Source organism: Kosakonia sp. (assembly GCF_032104925.1).
In the GTDB taxonomy this organism is placed as follows: domain Bacteria; phylum Pseudomonadota; class Gammaproteobacteria; order Enterobacterales; family Enterobacteriaceae; genus Kosakonia.
Map to the genome: position 1 here is coordinate 330915 of NZ_DAMCGF010000003.1, position 17029 is coordinate 347943.

Consider the following 17029-nt stretch of genomic DNA (forward strand, 5'->3'; position numbering starts at 1 on the left):
GTGAGGCTATCTGACCTGTCATCAGAACGAGAACATCATGTTTAAACCGGAACTCCTTTCCCCGGCGGGAACGCTGAAAAATATGCGTTACGCTTTCGCCTACGGCGCAGACGCGGTTTACGCGGGCCAACCGCGTTACTCGCTGCGCGTACGCAATAACGAATTCAACCACGAAAACCTGCAAATCGGCATTAATGAAGCCCACGCGCTGGGTAAGCAGTTTTACGTGGTGGTGAATATTGCCCCGCACAACGCCAAGCTGAAAACGTTTATTCGCGATCTGAAACCGGTGGTGGATATGGGGCCGGACGCGCTGATTATGTCCGATCCCGGTTTAATCATGCTGGTGCGGGAAAACTTCCCGCAGATGCCGATTCATCTGTCGGTACAGGCCAACGCCGTTAACTGGGCGACCGTGAAGTTCTGGCAGCAAATGGGGCTGAGCCGCGTGATCCTCTCCCGCGAACTGTCGCTGGAAGAGATTGCCGAAATCCGCGCCCAGGTGCCGGAGATGGAGATCGAAATCTTCGTGCACGGCGCGCTGTGCATGGCTTATTCCGGCCGCTGCCTGCTCTCGGGTTATATCAATAAACGCGATCCGAACCAGGGCACCTGTACCAATGCCTGTCGCTGGGAATACAAGGTTCAGGAAGGCAAAGAAGATGCCATCGGCAATATCGTACACGTGCATGAACCGATCCCGGTGCAGAACATTGAACCGACACTCGGCGTCGGCGCGCCGACCGATAAAGTGTTCATGATTGAAGAAGCCCAGCGTCCGGGCGAGTACATGACCGCCTTTGAAGACGAGCACGGCACTTACATCATGAACTCGAAAGATCTGCGGGCGATTGCGCATGTTGAGCGGTTAACGCAGATGGGGGTGCACTCTCTGAAGATTGAAGGCCGCACTAAATCCTTCTACTACTGCGCGCGTACCGCGCAGGTTTATCGTAAAGCGATTGACGACGCCGCAGCGGGCAAGCCGTTCGACACTTCGCTGCTGGAGACGCTGGAAGGCCTGGCGCACCGGGGTTACACCGAAGGTTTCCTGCGCCGTCACACCCATGACGACTACCAGAACTATGAATACGGTTATTCCGTTTCCGAACGCCAGCAGTTTGTCGGTGAATTCACCGGTGAGCGCAAAGGCGACCTTGCGGCCGTCGCGGTGAAAAACAAGTTCTCCGTTGGCGACAGCCTGGAGTTGATGACGCCGCAGGGCAACGTCAACTTTACGCTGGAGCACATGGAAAACGCCAAAGGCGAAGCCATGCCGGTCGCGCCGGGAGACGGTTATACGGTCTGGCTGCCGGTTCCGCAGGATATGGCGCTGGAATATGCGCTGTTAATGCGCAATTTCACCGGGCAGTCAACCCGCAATCCTCACGCGAAGTGATTGAGCAGGGTTATTTTTTCGGCGCGAAAAATCTTAGAATCGGATCACATACCGCCCCGTTTAATACGGGTATTATCCTTCTCGCTGAAAAACATAACCCATAAATGCTAGCTGTACCAGGAACCACCTCCTTAGCCTGCGTAATCTCCCTTACGCAGGCTGATTTTTTTTCATCCTTTCTCTGCTTTTTCTCCCCGCTTTTCTCTCCTGAGATACACTTTTCTCATCGAATTCAATCAGGATGAAAAGAATGAGCGCATTTCCCACAAGTTTGTTAATCCTCAACGGTAAAAGCGCCGGGGACGAAGCCCTGCGCGAAGCGGTAACGCTATTGCGCGACGAAGGCATGGATATTCAGGTGCGCGTCACCTGGGAAAAAGGCGACGCGGTGCGCTATGTCGAAGAGGCGCAGCAGCTTGGCGTTGCCACGGTGATTGCCGGTGGCGGCGATGGCACCATTAACGAAGTGGCGACCGCGCTGGTGAACTGCAAAAGCGAGACAATCCCGGCGCTGGGCATTTTGCCGCTCGGCACCGCCAATGATTTCGCCACCAGCGCCGGTATCCCGGAAGGCCTGGACAAGGCCTTACAGCTGGCGATTGTCGGCAAAGCGGTGCCAATTGATATCGCCCGCGTGAACGATAAAACCTGCTTTATCAATATGGCGACCGGCGGTTTTGGCACCCGCATTACCAGCGAAACGCCGGAAAAACTTAAAGCCGCGCTCGGCGGCGTCTCCTATCTGATCCACGGCCTGATGCGCATGGATATGCTGAAAGCGGATCGCTGCGAAATAAGTGGTGAGGATTTTCACTGGCAGGGCGATGCACTGGTGATCGGCATCGGCAATGGCCGCCAGGCGGGCGGCGGACAGCAGCTCTGCCCGCAGGCGCTGATCAATGACGGCTTATTACAGCTACGGATTTTTACCGGTGATGAACTGCTTCCCGCGCTGTTCACCACGCTGACACAGCCGGAAGATAACCCGCATATTGTCGACGGGAAATCGGCGTGGTTTGAAATTAATGCCCCGCATGAAATGACGTTTAATCTCGACGGCGAACCGCTGCGCGGCGAGCAGTTTCGTATTGAAGTGGTGCCGAATGCGCTGCAATGCCGGTTGCCACCGGATTGCCCGTTATTGCGTTAATGCGCCGCAGCCTTACGAGCGTGTTGCAAGCAAATTGACAGACCCGGTGAGCGCAAGCGCCGCCAGGCCTTTTTTGCTGCATTGCGACTGACGGTTATCTCAGCAACCCATAGTTTATTAATTTGAGAACATCTCGCAGCGAGGGGGTTAAACCCCCCGCTGAAATCAGCGAACCGGAGAGTGAATGACAAGGGTATTTATTATCTGTCAGTCGTGGCTGACGGTATTGGCTTCGATATAGGCGAAATTGATGTCCTCGCCGAGCCCCGGTCGCTGTGGCAGATGAACAAAGCCCTCTTCATCCATCGGATCAATCAGGCTGTTTAAGTACGCCGCCGGTTGATCATAATCGAGGAACGGGTGCAGCAAACCGCGCTCGTACCAGCGGCAGTTGCGGATGGCGCCAATCACCGCCAGGCTCGCCGCGCCGTTGCCGTGCACTTCACAATCCATGCCAAACGATTCCGCCAGGTTCGCCACTTTCAGCGCTGGCGAAATGCCGCCCACGCCGTTGGCTCCGGCGCGCAGAATGTCACAGGCGCCCGCGTTTACCCAGTCGGCGCGGCTATGGTGTTTCCCGCCCAGGCTTTCCGGCCCGATAACCGGAATCGACAGATTTTCCGCAAGCCACGCGTAAGAGGACATGCTCGCTTCGTCCATCGGTTCTTCAAACCAGGCGAAGTTGAGTTTTTCCAGCTCCTTGCCAATATAGAGCGCGTCGGTGCGGCTGTACCAGTGGTAGCCATCAAGCATCAGTTCAATATCCGGGCCGACCGCTTCACGCACCGCGGCGCAGGCTTTGACGTCCATTTTCGGGTTCGGCGCGAATTTCACCGGTGGCATCCAGGTGTGTAATTTGATGGCCTTGTAGCCGCGCGCCACCAGTTTTTCGGCGAAAGCAGCGTACTCGTCCGGCGTCGAAAGCCCGCCTTCCAGCTCGTCGCCGCACATGGTGCTGCCATACGCCGGGACTTTGTGGCGATAACCGCCCAGCAGCTTGTATACCGGTATGTTTAATTTGCGGCCAATCAGATCCCACAGCGCTTGTTCAACAAATGACAGTGCGCGCTCGGTTAACTGATGCGCACTGCCGCGTTGCCAGTGCACCAGATCCTGCCAGATGCGCTCGCGGTTAAACGGATCCTGCCCGAGCATCACTTTGCGAAAAAAAGCGTTGAGCACAAACGGGCGCACCACTTCCGGCGGCGCAAAGGAATAGCCTTTGCTGCCATCGTCTGCGGCGATCGTCAGCATCGCCATGCTGGCCTGTTTTTCCGGCCCTGGATGCGAGTGCCCGGCGCTGTCGGAAACGCGGCGCGTGGGATGCTGAAACACGGTGACGTTTACTGATTCAATTTTCATTCTGGTTCCCTGATATTTTTTTTGAAAAGCCGTTTTATAAATAAATATTATGCACAAAAATAGCGCGTAACTTCGGGCAAGTTTCGCTAAACGAGGGACATTTTTTAGACATATGCACGACGCGGCGTGACGTTTTTCACAAAAAGACGGGATGCAATCAGGGGATTGAGACGCAGGTAAGATGAAATAAAGGCGATGGATTATTTACCCTCCCCCGCCAGGGAGAGGGTAAAAGGTAATCAGGCGATGGTCACTTTCTCGTCAAGATAGACATCCTGCACGGCGTTAATCAGCTTCACGCCCTCGGCCATGGTTTTCTTGAACGCTTTACGGCCAAGGATCAGCCCCATGCCGCCCGCGCGTTTATTGATAACCGCCGTACGAACCGCGTCGCCGAGATCGGTATCGCCGCCCGCTGCGCCGCCGGAGTTAATCAGCCCGGCCCGGCCCATATAGCAGTTCGCCAGCTGGTAACGCACCAGGTCAATCGGGTTGTCGCTGGTCAGCTTGCTGTAGACGCGCTCGTCGGTATAACCAAAATTCACTGCTTTGTAGCCGCCGTTATTTTCCGCCATCTTCTGCTTCACAATATCGGCGCCAATGGTGGCGGCAATGTGGTTCGCCTGGCCGGTTAAATCGGCGGAAACGTGGTAATCAACGCCATCTTTCTTGAACGATGAGTTACGCAGGTACGCCCACAATACGGTGACCATACCGAGCTCATGCGCGCGTTCAAAGGCGGCGGAAATTTCTTCAATCTGGCGGCGTGATTCCGCTGAACCGAAATAGATCGTCGCCCCGACGGCGACCGCGCCCATATTGAACGCCTGCTCGACGCTGGCGTACAACGTCTGGTCATATTCGGTAGGGTAGCTGAGCGTTTCGTTGTGGTTCAGTTTTACCAGGAAAGGAATGCGGTGCGCATAACGGCGCGAAACCGACGCCAGCACGCCGTAAGTGGATGCCACGCAGTTACAACCGGCTTCAATCGCCAGCTCGACAATGTTCTTCGGATCGAAGTAGAGCGGGTTGGCGGCAAACGACGCGCCCGCCGAATGCTCAATGCCCTGGTCGACCGGCAAAATAGACAGATAGCCCGTGCCCGCCAGCCGCCCGTGGTTATACAGCGTCTGCATATTTCGCAGCACCGCCGGCGGGCGGTTGTTATCGACCATTACGCGATCAACATAATCGTGTCCTGGCAGATAGAGCTGGTCAGCGGGGATGGTCATACAACGGTGTTGCAGAAGGCTGTCGGCGTCTTTGCCAAGTAACTGCACAATATCAGTCATAGCTATGCTCCCGTAAGCTTCGCGCAAAGCGAATTGGATTATCCTTACCTGCCTGACGGCAGGCAGAGATAAGCCTGGTTCCCTCTTGTCAGATTTTCCACCGCTGGCCTTTTTTTCAGCATTATCTGCTGGCACGTTTCATATAGCGGTTTACCACCACTGGTGAAAGTGATGCACCGGCCCAATGCCGTGCCCCACTTCCAGCGTATCTGCCTGCACGAGCGCCGCCGTTAACCACTGTTTTGCTTCCACCACGGTGGATGCCCAGCCGTCATGGCGCGGGCGCAGCGCCGCCAGCGCGGCGGAGAGCGTACAGCCCGTACCGTGGGTATTTTTCGTTTTCACACGCGGGGCGCTAAAGCGCAGCGCCCCGTCGCGCGTGAACAGCCAGTCAGGGCTTTCGGCGTCATCCAGATGACCGCCTTTCATCAGCACCGCTTCACAGCCGAGCGCCAGTAGCGCTTCGCCCTGCGCATGCATCTCCTGTTCGCTGCGGGCATGTGGCGCATCAAGCAGCGCGGCAGCTTCCGGCAAATTAGGCGTAATAAGTGAAACCTGTGGCAGTAAATGCTGACGCAGCGCAGTGACCGCTGAGGGCGATAACAGCGGGTCGCCACTTTTGGCTAGCATCACCGTATCCAGCACCACATTGCGTACCTGGTAGCGACGCAGCCGTTCCGCGACCGCTTCAACAATGTCCGTTTCCGCCAGCATGCCGATTTTGGTGGTGTCAATACGCACGTCGCTGAGTACGGAATCAAGCTGTGCGGCGACAAAGTCGGGTTCAATGCGGTACACCGACTGCACGCCACGGGTGTTTTGCGCCACCAGTGCGGTGATCACCGAACAGCCGTATGCGCCCAGCGCGGAAAAAGTTTTCAGATCCGCCTGAATGCCCGCCCCACCGCTGGGATCGGTGCCAGCAATGGTTAATGCGTTGATGCGTTTCATGCATTGCCTCCCAGCATGTACAGCGCGTCCAGAAAGGCGGGAACAAAACTGCCCGGTCCTGCGCTCTTCGCACAGGCCAGGCTACCGGCTTGTGCCATAAACGCACAGGCCGCAGCGACATTTTCCAGCTTATCGCCCGGCAGTGCGCAGCAGGCGGCCACCACCGCAGAGAGTGCGCAGCCAGTACCCACCACGCGCGTCATCAGCACATCACCGCCGGTCACCATCAACACACGCGGGCCATCGGTGATGTAATCCACTTCGCCGCTTACCGCGACAATCGCTCCGCTTTGTCGCGCCAGCGCCTGCGCCGCAGGCAGTGCCGCGCTGGCGGTGTCGGTGGTATCCACGCCGCGCCCGCCGGCGCTCATACCGGCAAGCGCGAGAATTTCCGAAGCATTCCCCCGGATCGCCGCCGGGCGCAACGCCAGCAGTTGCTGGCAGAATTGCGTGCGTAGCGTGAGCGCGCCAACGGCAACGGGATCGAGTGTCCAGGGTTTATGCGCGGCATTCGCGCTCTCCACCGCCGCGCGCATCGCTGTGGCGCGTTCGCGCGTTAAGGTACCCACGTTGATTAACAGGGCATCGGCAATGGCGCTGAACTGCGGCGCTTCTTCGCTATCAATCACCATCGCGGGCGATGCGCCAAGCGCCAGCAGCACGTTAGCGGTAAAGGTTTGTACGACGTCATTGGTCATACAGTGCACAAGGGGAGAACGGCGGCGGAATTGCTGTAACGCATGTGCGAGTTGCACACGATCAAGCAGGTCAGGTTGCATGGTTTCGCTCCTGCCCGGCGTGAAGAAGGGATGCCGGGCAGGCATCTGACTTCCCTACGCTGGCATTATCCAGATCAGGTGGTACGGGTATTTCTCAGCCTTCACAAAGAAGGGCACCCCGAGTCATGTAGATTGAATCTCTGTACTTTTTGCCAGATTAGGGGAAGTGATTTGCGGATGCAAGCGCGCCCTTAGGGTTATTGTTTTTTACGCTCCCCCCAACCGGAGGAAGTTTTCACGATCGCTTTGGCGATGAATGCCAGAATACCCCCTGATTCAGCGACATGGTTTAGGCCAGCTAAGTCATTAATAACTAACAGCAGACTATAACGAATACAGACCAATTCAATATTCGCTTATTAGACGCCAGCAAATTTTGCCCCCAGGCGAAACAGTGCACACTACAATAAACGAACTGCCGTTGATAAATAGCGTTTGTCTTTAAACCTGAGGGGTATATAGAGAGGATATTTAGTTTAAGGTTATAAGATAATTAAATGTCGCGCCGTCTTAATATCCTTACCTCGCCTTGCGCTTACTTTTTTATTGCAACCTGTGTTGGCAACAAAAAAGTAGTTCAAACCCACCTTAAACCGACACATTCTCTTCCCGCCCCCCGCCGTCACCTTTGTCAGCTAAGCGCAGAAAAAGCTCATTAATACGTGTTTGTTACCCCCTTCGCCGCCGCTGTCCCAACGTTAAACTACCACCAGCTTGAAACTGGAAAAGCATACCTGCGCCGCGCCTAAGAAAAATTTATTGCCGGGCTGCGGCCTCAGGTTTTCAGCCAGCAGGACGATAACATTACACGGCATCTGACAGCTCATCGGCATGATGGGGCAATAGAGCCCTCTATATCAATGCGTTACAAAGGTTCTAAGCACGGGTTTTATCACCCTACGGTTGCGGCAGGAGAATGTACATGAATTATTTTGAGCAGATTAGCTTTGCGTCAGATGAGAGCATTAAGAACCTGCTGGACAGCCGACGCAGCGCAACGCTGACCACGGAACAGAAGCAGATCATGTTTAAGCGTCACGTGGAAATCATCAACCTGGAGCTATCGTATAACTGCAACCGTAAATGCGATTATTGCCCGGTGAGTTTCTCAAACCGCCAGGCACTTCAGCGTTATATGAATATGGACGCGCTGAAGAAGATTTGCAGCGAACTGGCATCAATCCGCTATGAAAATCGCATTTCGCTGAATCTTTATAACGAACCACTGCTGGATTTGGATCTGGAGCACAAAATTAGCCTGATTAAAGAGGCACTGCCCTACAGCCATATTGCTTTTAACAGCAACGGCGATTTTCTCGATATTGAACGCCTGAGCACACTTGCTGACAGCGGGTTAAATAATATTTGCGTTACCCTGCACCCTTCATCGAATGTCACGCAGACCCCTGCGGCGATCCGTCGTCGCGTCACCAAACTGCTGGATAAGCTGGAGTGTGGCCATAAATATCCGGATTTCAGCGTTGATGATGTGATCAATTCGACGTCAATTCTCTTTCGCCATCGCGGCGTACAAATCAAAATTCAGTGGCCGGACTGGCGTAAATATGGCACCAACCGCGCAGGTGTGCTGACCGATCATGCTGCGTCGGCAACCATTCGTACCAGTCCCTGCGTCAAACCGTTTCGTGAATTCACCATCTTTTACGATGGCACCGTACAACCCTGCTGCGAGAGTTTTTTAGACGATAAGACCAATCTCGCACCGGCGGGCAATGTCGCCACCTCTTCCATTTTTGATATTTACGCGTCCAAAACCCTGAGCGGTTTCCGTCGCGGGCTGTTTGATTTTGGTCTGAAACAAGGCATTTGCGCCTCGTGCGCGGTGCCGGATTATACGCCCCAGCAAGATGACGCCGAGCGTAAACGTATTTTGCAATCTTTGTGAATAAGCGCCTAATCGCACTCAGGTGATAATGAAAATGAACAACGTAGAACAATTTATTTTAGCGGAAGCGGATTATTTCCAGCCGATGCTGGAACGCGTACAGCAATCAACTCTGGAGCAGCGAGAGAACTGGCGTCGCGAGACGATTCGTGAACGCCAGGAACGTATGTCATTAGAAGTATTCGATCTTTTGCGGGGCACGGTAAAATATGGTCCGTTCAAAGGACTACAGCTCGATCGCGATACCTGGTGGGGAAAACTCGATCTCGGCTCCCAGTGCCTGGGACTGTATGAAAAAGAGATCCTGAATCTGATTGAGGCGACAGAAGCAGGTCGCTTCGCAACCTTTATCGATATTGGTGCCGCCGACGGCTACTACGCCATCGGCATGCTGGTTTCCGGCAAGATTGGTAAAACCATCTGTTTTGAGCAAACGGAAAAAGGCCGCGCCGTCATTGCGGAAAACTGGAAAAAGAACCGCTCGGTTGGCGAGCTGACGATCCTTGGCGAAGCCAATGCTGCCAGTTTTGCTGCCCTGCACGCGCAGGATCTGGCGAACGCACTGGTGCTGGTCGACGTTGAGGGCTTCGAATTTGAACTGCTGACCGATGAAATTTTAGCGCTGCTGAAATCCTGCACGGTGATCATTGAAATTCACCACTGGATGGACGATTTCCTTAATAAATACAGTGCATTTCTGCGAAATGCCGCGCGCTATTTCGGGATTGAAACCATTCAACGCGTTGAGCGCGAAACCAGCAATCTCCCTGAACTACGCGATTTTACCGACGACAACCGCCTGTTGCTGACTTCTGAACGCCGTCCCGGCATGATGCGTTTTCTGAAACTGACGCCAAAAGCACAGTAAACGCAGCAAAATAAAGCGCTACCGGCACGATGCAGGTAGCGCTTCATTAGCTTACTTCCGCAGCTTATGCGCAATTGCCTGCAACTGCTGGCGAACTCCTGCAAGTTGATTCCCTGCACCTGCACGACGCCAGTGGAATGGGGCCAATGAGCTTCGCCGACAGTATTGATGAGCGACGTGCCTCATCATTGACAGGCGAAAGCAAACGTAATAGATCCCGTTACGTTTAATGGTGTGCCGTAGAATTTGGTGTCCCGTTTTGTTCAGCCTCATGTGTTACGGCTGGACAAAACGGAACAAAATGAAGTAATAATTTTTTGATTTATATAAGGATAAATGCCAGGACTACGCTTGCATTATCCAGATCAGGTGGTACGGTATTTGTCAGCCTTCACAAAGAAGGGCACCCCAAGTCATTTAAAAATCAATATGTTGTGGTTAACCGTTGAGTAACCGCCACTCAGGATAATGCGCCCGCCCGGTGTTGTAAACCGGCCTTCCTGCATAAGAACCACATGCGGGCAAACCTTACAAAGAGAAGTGTACAGGCAACTATTTGAATTCATAACGAACACCCAAGGTCGCTTGCGTACTGCTATAGCTTTTGCTGCCGAGTTGATGGCCGACATTGCCCCACAGACTCAGCTGCGGGTTCAACCTGCCGGTAATGCCGATTTTCACTTCGCCGACATTCTCCGCGCCCGCCTGGCTGATTCTTTCATCATCCATACGTGTGGCGAACTGTCGGGTATTGTGGATCCAGTTGGCTTCGATAAACGGCTGTAACGTGCGCCCGTTGCCATTATCACGCCCGCCATAGCTGTTCAACCAACTGCGGATCCCGAGCCGCGTTTGTAGCGCGTTACTCCCTTTGCCACTCACGCGCGTGCCGTTTGCTTCACGGTGATCTTCAGCTTTTACTCCCATCCAGATAGCCTGCGCCTGCGGCTGGATGTGCCAGTTTGTCCGCGAACCATTGCTGCCGGAAAACTCAGCGGCTTTCCAGTTCCAGGCGGTTTCAACGGACGCACTGACGCCTTTGGCGTGATACGCCTCGGTAGCGAGTTCCTCACCGCTGACGGAATTGCTGAACCAGCTATACTGCGCCCAACTTCCCACATACAGACCGGTTTTATTCACATCGTCGGCATACCATGCGCCGTATGCACCTACCGTGTAGCCATTTACCCGACCGTCAGCGTCGTAACCGCTGACGGTCGAGTGCGTGTGGCTGTGGTTGTTTCCGTACCCGGCCATGACGCCCACACGCCCGCGCCCCTGGCGACCGTCGCGCCACTGTACCAGGTCGCCGCCGAGCATCATTACGTACTGAGTCGACGCGGTTTTCAATTGCCCGCTGTCGTCGCGCGAGCGGTTACGTGTTCCCGCCTGATGCATCCACATGCTGCTCTCTGCGGTATCGCCCTGCTGCGCGTTATCGGTCTCGCTATCCTGCAAACGGATGGCAAACATGCGGTTGGCTGCCGCCAGATTTTCTGTGTAGCTTCCCCCTTCCGGCCGGTTTACCGGCTTAGTGGATTGCGGTGGCGCCGGGTCAGGTGCGGGTAACTCAGACGGCGGCTGACCGGGTTCAGTCGGTGGATCTTCGGATTGAGACGGCGGCTGATCGGGTTCAGTCGGTGGCTGCTCCGGCTCGCTCGGTGGATCTTCGGGTTCAGACGGTGGCTGACCGGGTTCAGTCGGCGGCTGCTCCGGCTCGTTCGGTGGATCTTCGGGGTCGACCGGCGGGTCCTCCGGATCAGGCGGTATGATTTCTTGCATCTGGTTGCTTAAATACCAGTGCGCACGATCCTGTCCGTTGCCGCGCACCAGCCTGTATTCATACGCGCCTGCGACAATTCGCCCCAGCTGGGTAAATCGCCCGGCGGAGCGACCATTAACCTGGATGAGCCGGATCCCGTTCAGCGTTTGCCTGCCCGTGCCGCCAACATTGTTAACGCTGACCATAGTCGTACCGCTGGTACCCCCTTCCACGCGCAGCGTTTCCGTTGCGGCGCTGTCATCCGCCAGAACGGTATTGAAATTAATCAAACCGATTCTGCCCTGGTAATCTCCTTTCACTACCAGCTGGTTACCCGGCGCTTTGCCGCTGTTGGCCGTACCTATCTGAACCGTGCCGCTGTTACTCAGGTTGCCGTTAATGGTTAAAACATCGCTCACTGCGGCAGCACCGGCCGCGCGTGCAGACTGCTTCCCGGTTCCAATCGACAACGTGCCGGCATTCGTGACATCGCCCGCGACCGCGCCGTTGCCGATAAGCTCCGCGCCCTGATAGATATTGACGTGCGATGATTCAAGCGTAAACGGCTCCTCGGGGGAGCCAAACTTCACACCGCCAGTCCGGATATTCGTCTCGCCTCTGTAGAGCGCGGCAGCCTGCGAGAGCGTAATGAGACCGGGGCCACTTTTTTCCAGCCCGCCGGAACCGGTCACGCTGTTTTGTACTGTCCAGTCATCGTTAGTCACCAGCCGAAGCGTTCCGTCATTGATTATCGAAGCGGAGCTCAGCTGATTTCCTGTATTCACCGTAAGCTGGCTGCCGTCGCGAATCTCAACCGTCCCGCCGAAATGGGTGTTGTCCGCAGAAAATTGAATGTCGCTGCCGTTCAGCACAACGATGCCGTTATTGGTGAGCTGATTTTCAAACAGACCGGAGGCGCCGTAAAATTTGAGAAAACCGAGGTTGTCGATGCCCGCGGTCCCCAGCCCCCTGGGAGTATCAAGGGTGACTGACGCCCCCGATTTTATGGTGATGTCGGCGCTGAGCGCGGTATTGTCACCATGGATAGCCATCTGCCCACCCGTGAAATTCAACGCGCCGCTGCCGGTAAGCGCACCAGCGATATCGCCGCCGTTGGTCACCGTCAGGTTGCCGCCCGCCAGATCAATCCGCGATCCCTGCTGGCTCTCCACCGCGCCCAGAGTTTGCTGGTAGCCATGAATGTCCAGCACCGTTGCGGAGGCCATGTCGACCAATGAAGTGTTGCCCAGAGTCTGATCGTTTGCTAAGCGCAACTCACCTGCCACCATCCGCGTCACGCCGGTGTAGTCGTTATCCCGATTGGATAATGAAACCGCGGTATCGGTATTAATTTGTAAATCACCGCTTCCGCTGACTTTCGCGCTCAGATCGGCGGCGTTACCGCTGTTGCCGTCGGCATTCAATGTCAGGGCGTCATTGCCCTGCGCCAGCAGTTCAAGCTCAGTCAGCCCGTAATTGATATACATACCATCCGCGCCACTACCGCTGGTAAGACGATAGTCATAGTGCCCTTTCGCCACCGTCTGGCCATTTTGCATAACATCGTGCTCCGTTTCCGCGGAAACAGCCTGGCCATGTTCATTGACGAGCAGCAAATTTCCGCCGGCGCCGGTCACGGCTTGCTGGCTTTCTACTAGCCTGAGCGCAACACCGGACTCATCCTGTTGCAGGAGCGGTTTGCTGGTATCCGGCGTCTGTGACGTATTTTGCAAGCTGCTGCTGTTGCTGATCTGAATTGTGCCCCGCCCGGACAAATCCACATTTCCGGCCGCCGCCACCAAAGGCAGGGAGTCGATATCACCAAACACCATTGTGCCGCCGTTGAAAGCCAGACCGCCAATCGACTGGGTGCCTGTGCCAACGGTAGTGGTGTTGCCGTTTTCAACATGCAGTGTGGCCTGGGTGAGCGCGGCGGTATTGACCCCACCCAGCAGAAAATCATTATTCCTGAGATAGACATCGCCGGAAAAATCACGTCCGACATTAGCGGTAAAATTAAATGAGTTATGGTTATTATCGGCGATAAAGTCGCCCGTACCGGTCAGGTGATTATTAAATTCGAAAGCAGCGTCTGTTTGCGCAGTGAATTCCCCACTCGCATCGACATTCATAGTACCCGTGCCAAAGGCGTTATTACTGAATAATAAATCCTTACTGGCCGCTGCTTTTCCGGTGATATTCCACATTCCGGCATAGGTGTTTTTATTAATAAAAATGATGACATCCCCTGATACGGTAGTCATACCCGTGCCGATCATTCTATTGGTGAAGGCATAGTGTTCCATCCCGGCAATTTCCAGACCTTGCGACCGGTCGTTGGCGTCGGTATTAATTGTTATAGTATTTGATCCCAGCGCTTTCGTATGTTTAATGGTGACTAAACCGCCGCTAATTACTGTATCACCACTATAATCTGACTCTAAACCGAGCGTGGTATGCCCCGACTGATATTCAACACCACCCTCACCCAATATTTGCATATTAAAAATATAGCCATCATCATTCGGCTGCGTTGAGAAATCATTATTAAAAATGACTTTATTATTACCAGCTCCACTCATAATGATGCGACTTGCCCGAATGTGATTTAGTTCATCCGTTAATGCATCGCCAATATAAAGGGTGTTATTTGCTCCAGATACGCTGCTAAGGTTAATATTTTCTCCCACTTCCACCCAGGCATTATGACCGAGTACCGTTTTCATGTTATTACCGGTGGCCGAGGCATTGAGATTCATATTTTCGTCGATTACCACGTGTTGCCCGGAAGAACCGCCATGTATTTGCCAGGCCGTGTCGCCGGCATGCGTACCGTTAAGGTTCATATCACCGTTAACATGCACGTCCGCATTGCGAATTAATGCGTTTTCCGCAACCGTATTGATATCATTGAGTAATTGATTATTAGAAAGCGTTAAATCGCCGCCAACGTTGACGGTTGCGCCATCGGCAATATGTAACCCTATGCCACCGCCAGCGAGATTGGCGGTGAGATTATCGCCTACATTCAGGATCGCAGAACCGCTAACCGACAACCCACCACTCGCCGCGCCGCCACTGGGTGAAATTGACATATCATGCGCCACCGTGGTCGTGCCGCCAGTCTGGACATACTGGCTTGTCTCAGACTGCAAGTTGATGCTGCTGGCCACGATTACCGACTGCGCATCATAAATATTGATAGCCGTTGACGTGCCAGCACCGGCGCCTGTCACAAGATTTCCGAATGTAAATGTGCCGCCGTATCCGTTTGTCAAGGCGGGGACACCACCGATCTGTGCTCCGCCGAACTGAATCTGCGACTGCCCCTTCAAAAACAGATCGCCTGCACCATTAAGCGAACCGCCATGTAACCATAAATAAGCGTTGTCCATCTCTACTGCATACGGACCTGCGACGTTTGTGACATTCACGGTGCCAGCCCCGGCGGTAATTTCCAGACCGCTATTCGAAGTGAAGTTAAGGCCATCATTAATATCGTTAACCGGCTTATCGTAGAGGGTGTTTTGCGTAATATTTACGGCCATTGCATAAGGAATGCCCGTAAAAAACAGGAGTATTGGAAAGGTAAGTCTCACTGCGCAGGAAAGGCGCGTAAGCGGGGTTTTCATATTCGGCACGCTATTTAGTGGGTAGTGAGCCATGCCGGGTTGCGAGGTTACAGAGAATTGCGGTACTAACTTACCTGAATTAGGTTTCCCCATCCTTTCCATATAGAACTTCCTTATATTTAAAAATAAGCGTTCCTGTAATCTATTCCGGTCAAATACGGGCAGAGTGCCCTACAGCTAATGCGAACGCACCACGACACCAACTGAACAATTCGTAACAGTCGTGGAAGATAAATTAATGGAATAGATAAAATAAAACGCTATTACATCGAAAAATAACGCCCGAAAGTTAAAATATTAAATATATCCAATTTACTGTTACCGCTAAGACCACAAGATGTTTATCAGTTAAGTAAACGCTTAATAACACTTCCACTAAAACGTCGACATTAATCCTCACGCAAGTGTTATCTTAACAGCAAATTGATGAACCGCTACCAGGCAAGAGCATTTTTTACTTGCCGTTTATTGCATTCAATGAATTGAGAAATATTAACAAGTTGCCTGTTATTTTTCTGTTAATTAATAAAATTAAAAATCCGAAAATAAATGCAGCCTCAGCGCAAGCCCGAAAATATAGACATGGCGGAAAGACGGAATAAGGGATTGTAAAGTGAACCGGTGCGGTGATATCACCCGGCACACATGCCGGGTGACAGGCGACATTAAAGCGCGATCATTTCCATAACTTGTGCGCAATGGCTTGCAGTTGCTGGGCAATCTCTTGCAGGTTGGTGCCCTGCGCCTGCAGTGCCCCGGTGGAATGGCGCACAATGAGCCGCGCCGGCAGTACCGAAGAGCTGCGAGTGGCATCGCCGTGACCGCTGTCGAGTAGCCGCCGAACCGCTTCCTTACCCTGTAAATCAAGATCCAGCGAGACGGTGGTCAGCGCCGGATAAAAGAACGAGCTTTCGTAGGTGTCGTCGTAACCGATGACCGATTTCTCACCGGGGATCGCCACCTGGTGCTGATGAAACGCGCTTAATACGCCCAGCGCCATCTGGTCGTTACCTACCAACACGGCGGTAAAGTTTGGCGTTTCACGCAGCATCTGTAGCGCACCGGCGTAACCACTCTGCGCGTCCCAGTTACCGTGAAAAACCATCACCGGTTTCAGTCCATAGCCGTTAAGGGTTTCGATCCAGCTTTTCAGGCGCAGCTTCGCAGAGACGGAACTCTCCGGTCCGGCCAGTAAGGCAATCTCCCGGTGCCCCAAATCGTACAGGTGTTTGACGCTGGCACGGGTTCCGTCTGCCGGATTAAACGAAACGTTAAACACCGAACTGTAAGGATCAACATCGAGAAACAGACAGACGATATCATCGTTGTCAGACGCGATGCGCTGCGCCTGTTCGGTCTCCAGCGGCACGTTGATGATCACTTTATCGACAAGCTGTGATTTCAGTTCGTTGATAGCAGACTGGATATCATGATTGACGTTCTCATCAATCATCGAGATCAGCACCTGGTAACCATCGAGGTTGGCGTAGCGTTTTACCGCCGCGGCCACCTGCGATGGCGCGTGCAGCGCCAGCGAAGTGGTCACCAGCCCAATGGTCTGGCTCTGCTTGCCGACCAACTGTTGAGCCAGCCTGTTGGGGACGTAGCGCAATAACTCTATGGATTTCTCAACCTTGAGACGCGTGGCTTCGGATACATTGGCAGATTTGTTGAGTACCCTGGACACGGTCTGATAGGAGACACCCGCATGGCGGGCAACGTCTTCTAACGTCGCACTTTTAGACTTCATGGTCCGGTTCCTTATGTTGTTATGCGCCGATTGTAACAGGGGCCATCTAAAAAAACGCTCACCACACTTTCCCTCGTCTCTTTTTTGCCAAATAAGTATCACGCTCACAATAGCGAACATTGTGAAGGAATTCGCTACCTGTAACAAAAAACGCTGATTTATTTGCACTTAATCACAC

At 53.7% G+C, this 17029-nt stretch carries 10 protein-coding genes and 1 riboswitch; of the genes, 4 read left to right on the top strand and 6 right to left on the bottom strand.

Translation table 11 applies throughout. The annotated features are described in order from the left end of the window. Window positions 1-37: 37 nt before the first annotated feature. Window positions 38-1399 (top strand): tRNA 5-hydroxyuridine modification protein YegQ, encoded by a 1362-nt coding sequence (gene yegQ / locus RT644_RS07810; protein WP_020454331.1) that lies wholly within the window; start codon window positions 38-40, stop codon window positions 1397-1399. Window positions 1400-1649: 250 nt separating this feature from the next. Further along, on the top strand, window positions 1650-2549 hold the full coding sequence (gene yegS, locus RT644_RS07815) for a lipid kinase YegS (RefSeq protein WP_313626316.1): 900 nt from the start codon (window positions 1650-1652) through the stop codon (window positions 2547-2549). A 207-nt stretch (window positions 2550-2756) separates the two neighbouring features. Here the strand turns inward: yegS and RT644_RS07820 are convergent, their stop codons facing one another. The 4 genes from RT644_RS07820 to thiM form a co-directional block, all read right to left on the bottom strand. Beyond that, window positions 2757-3911 (bottom strand): mandelate racemase family protein, encoded by a 1155-nt coding sequence (locus RT644_RS07820; protein ID WP_313626317.1) that lies wholly within the window; start codon window positions 3909-3911, stop codon window positions 2757-2759. A 239-nt stretch (window positions 3912-4150) separates the two neighbouring features. Next, on the bottom strand, window positions 4151-5203 hold the full coding sequence (gene fbaB, locus RT644_RS07825; protein ID WP_020454334.1) for a class I fructose-bisphosphate aldolase: 1053 nt from the start codon (window positions 5201-5203) through the stop codon (window positions 4151-4153). Between the two features lie 150 nt (window positions 5204-5353). After that, the gene (gene thiD / locus RT644_RS07830; RefSeq protein ID WP_313626318.1) at window positions 5354-6154 is read right to left on the bottom strand and encodes a bifunctional hydroxymethylpyrimidine kinase/phosphomethylpyrimidine kinase; all 801 of its coding nucleotides are present in this window, start codon (window positions 6152-6154) and stop codon (window positions 5354-5356) included. After that, on the bottom strand, window positions 6151-6933 hold the full coding sequence (gene thiM / locus RT644_RS07835; RefSeq protein WP_045510757.1) for a hydroxyethylthiazole kinase: 783 nt from the start codon (window positions 6931-6933) through the stop codon (window positions 6151-6153). Before thiM ends, thiD begins: the two co-directional genes overlap by 4 nt. Window positions 6934-6967: 34 nt before the next feature. Beyond that, window positions 6968-7064, bottom strand: a riboswitch (TPP riboswitch). 791 nt (window positions 7065-7855) lie between these two features. Here thiM and RT644_RS07840 point away from each other — a divergent pair. Both RT644_RS07840 and RT644_RS07845 read left to right on the top strand, forming a co-directional pair. Next, window positions 7856-8839, top strand: a complete 984-nt coding sequence (locus tag RT644_RS07840) for a radical SAM protein (RefSeq protein WP_313626319.1) — start codon at window positions 7856-7858, stop codon at window positions 8837-8839. A gap of 34 nt (window positions 8840-8873) precedes the next feature. Next, on the top strand, window positions 8874-9707 hold the full coding sequence (locus tag RT644_RS07845; protein ID WP_313626320.1) for a hypothetical protein: 834 nt from the start codon (window positions 8874-8876) through the stop codon (window positions 9705-9707). A 552-nt stretch (window positions 9708-10259) separates the two neighbouring features. Here RT644_RS07845 and RT644_RS07850 read toward each other — a convergent pair. Together RT644_RS07850 and RT644_RS07855 are read right to left on the bottom strand one after the other, a co-directional pair. Next, window positions 10260-15017, bottom strand: a complete 4758-nt coding sequence (locus RT644_RS07850; protein WP_313626321.1) for an autotransporter outer membrane beta-barrel domain-containing protein — start codon at window positions 15015-15017, stop codon at window positions 10260-10262. 760 nt (window positions 15018-15777) lie between these two features. After that, a complete protein-coding gene (locus tag RT644_RS07855; protein WP_020454343.1) occupies window positions 15778-16851 on the bottom strand; it encodes a LacI family DNA-binding transcriptional regulator in 1074 nt (357 codons plus the stop codon). Window positions 16852-17029: the final 178 nt, after the last annotated feature.

Coding starts and splice junctions, on each gene's coding strand:
- yegQ (WP_020454331.1), top strand. CDS start 38: ATGTTTAAACCGGAACTCCTTTCCCCGGCGGGAACGCTGAAAAATATG.
- RT644_RS07855 (WP_020454343.1), bottom strand. CDS start 16,851: ATGAAGTCTAAAAGTGCGACGTTAGAAGACGTTGCCCGCCATGCGGGT.
- RT644_RS07845 (WP_313626320.1), top strand. CDS start 8,874: ATGAACAACGTAGAACAATTTATTTTAGCGGAAGCGGATTATTTCCAG.
- RT644_RS07850 (WP_313626321.1), bottom strand. CDS start 15,017: ATGGCCGTAAATATTACGCAAAACACCCTCTACGATAAGCCGGTTAAC.
- RT644_RS07820 (WP_313626317.1), bottom strand. CDS start 3,911: ATGAAAATTGAATCAGTAAACGTCACCGTGTTTCAGCATCCCACGCGC.
- yegS (WP_313626316.1), top strand. CDS start 1,650: ATGAGCGCATTTCCCACAAGTTTGTTAATCCTCAACGGTAAAAGCGCC.
- thiD (WP_313626318.1), bottom strand. CDS start 6,154: ATGAAACGCATCAACGCATTAACCATTGCTGGCACCGATCCCAGCGGT.
- fbaB (WP_020454334.1), bottom strand. CDS start 5,203: ATGACTGATATTGTGCAGTTACTTGGCAAAGACGCCGACAGCCTTCTG.
- thiM (WP_045510757.1), bottom strand. CDS start 6,933: ATGCAACCTGACCTGCTTGATCGTGTGCAACTCGCACATGCGTTACAG.
- RT644_RS07840 (WP_313626319.1), top strand. CDS start 7,856: ATGAATTATTTTGAGCAGATTAGCTTTGCGTCAGATGAGAGCATTAAG.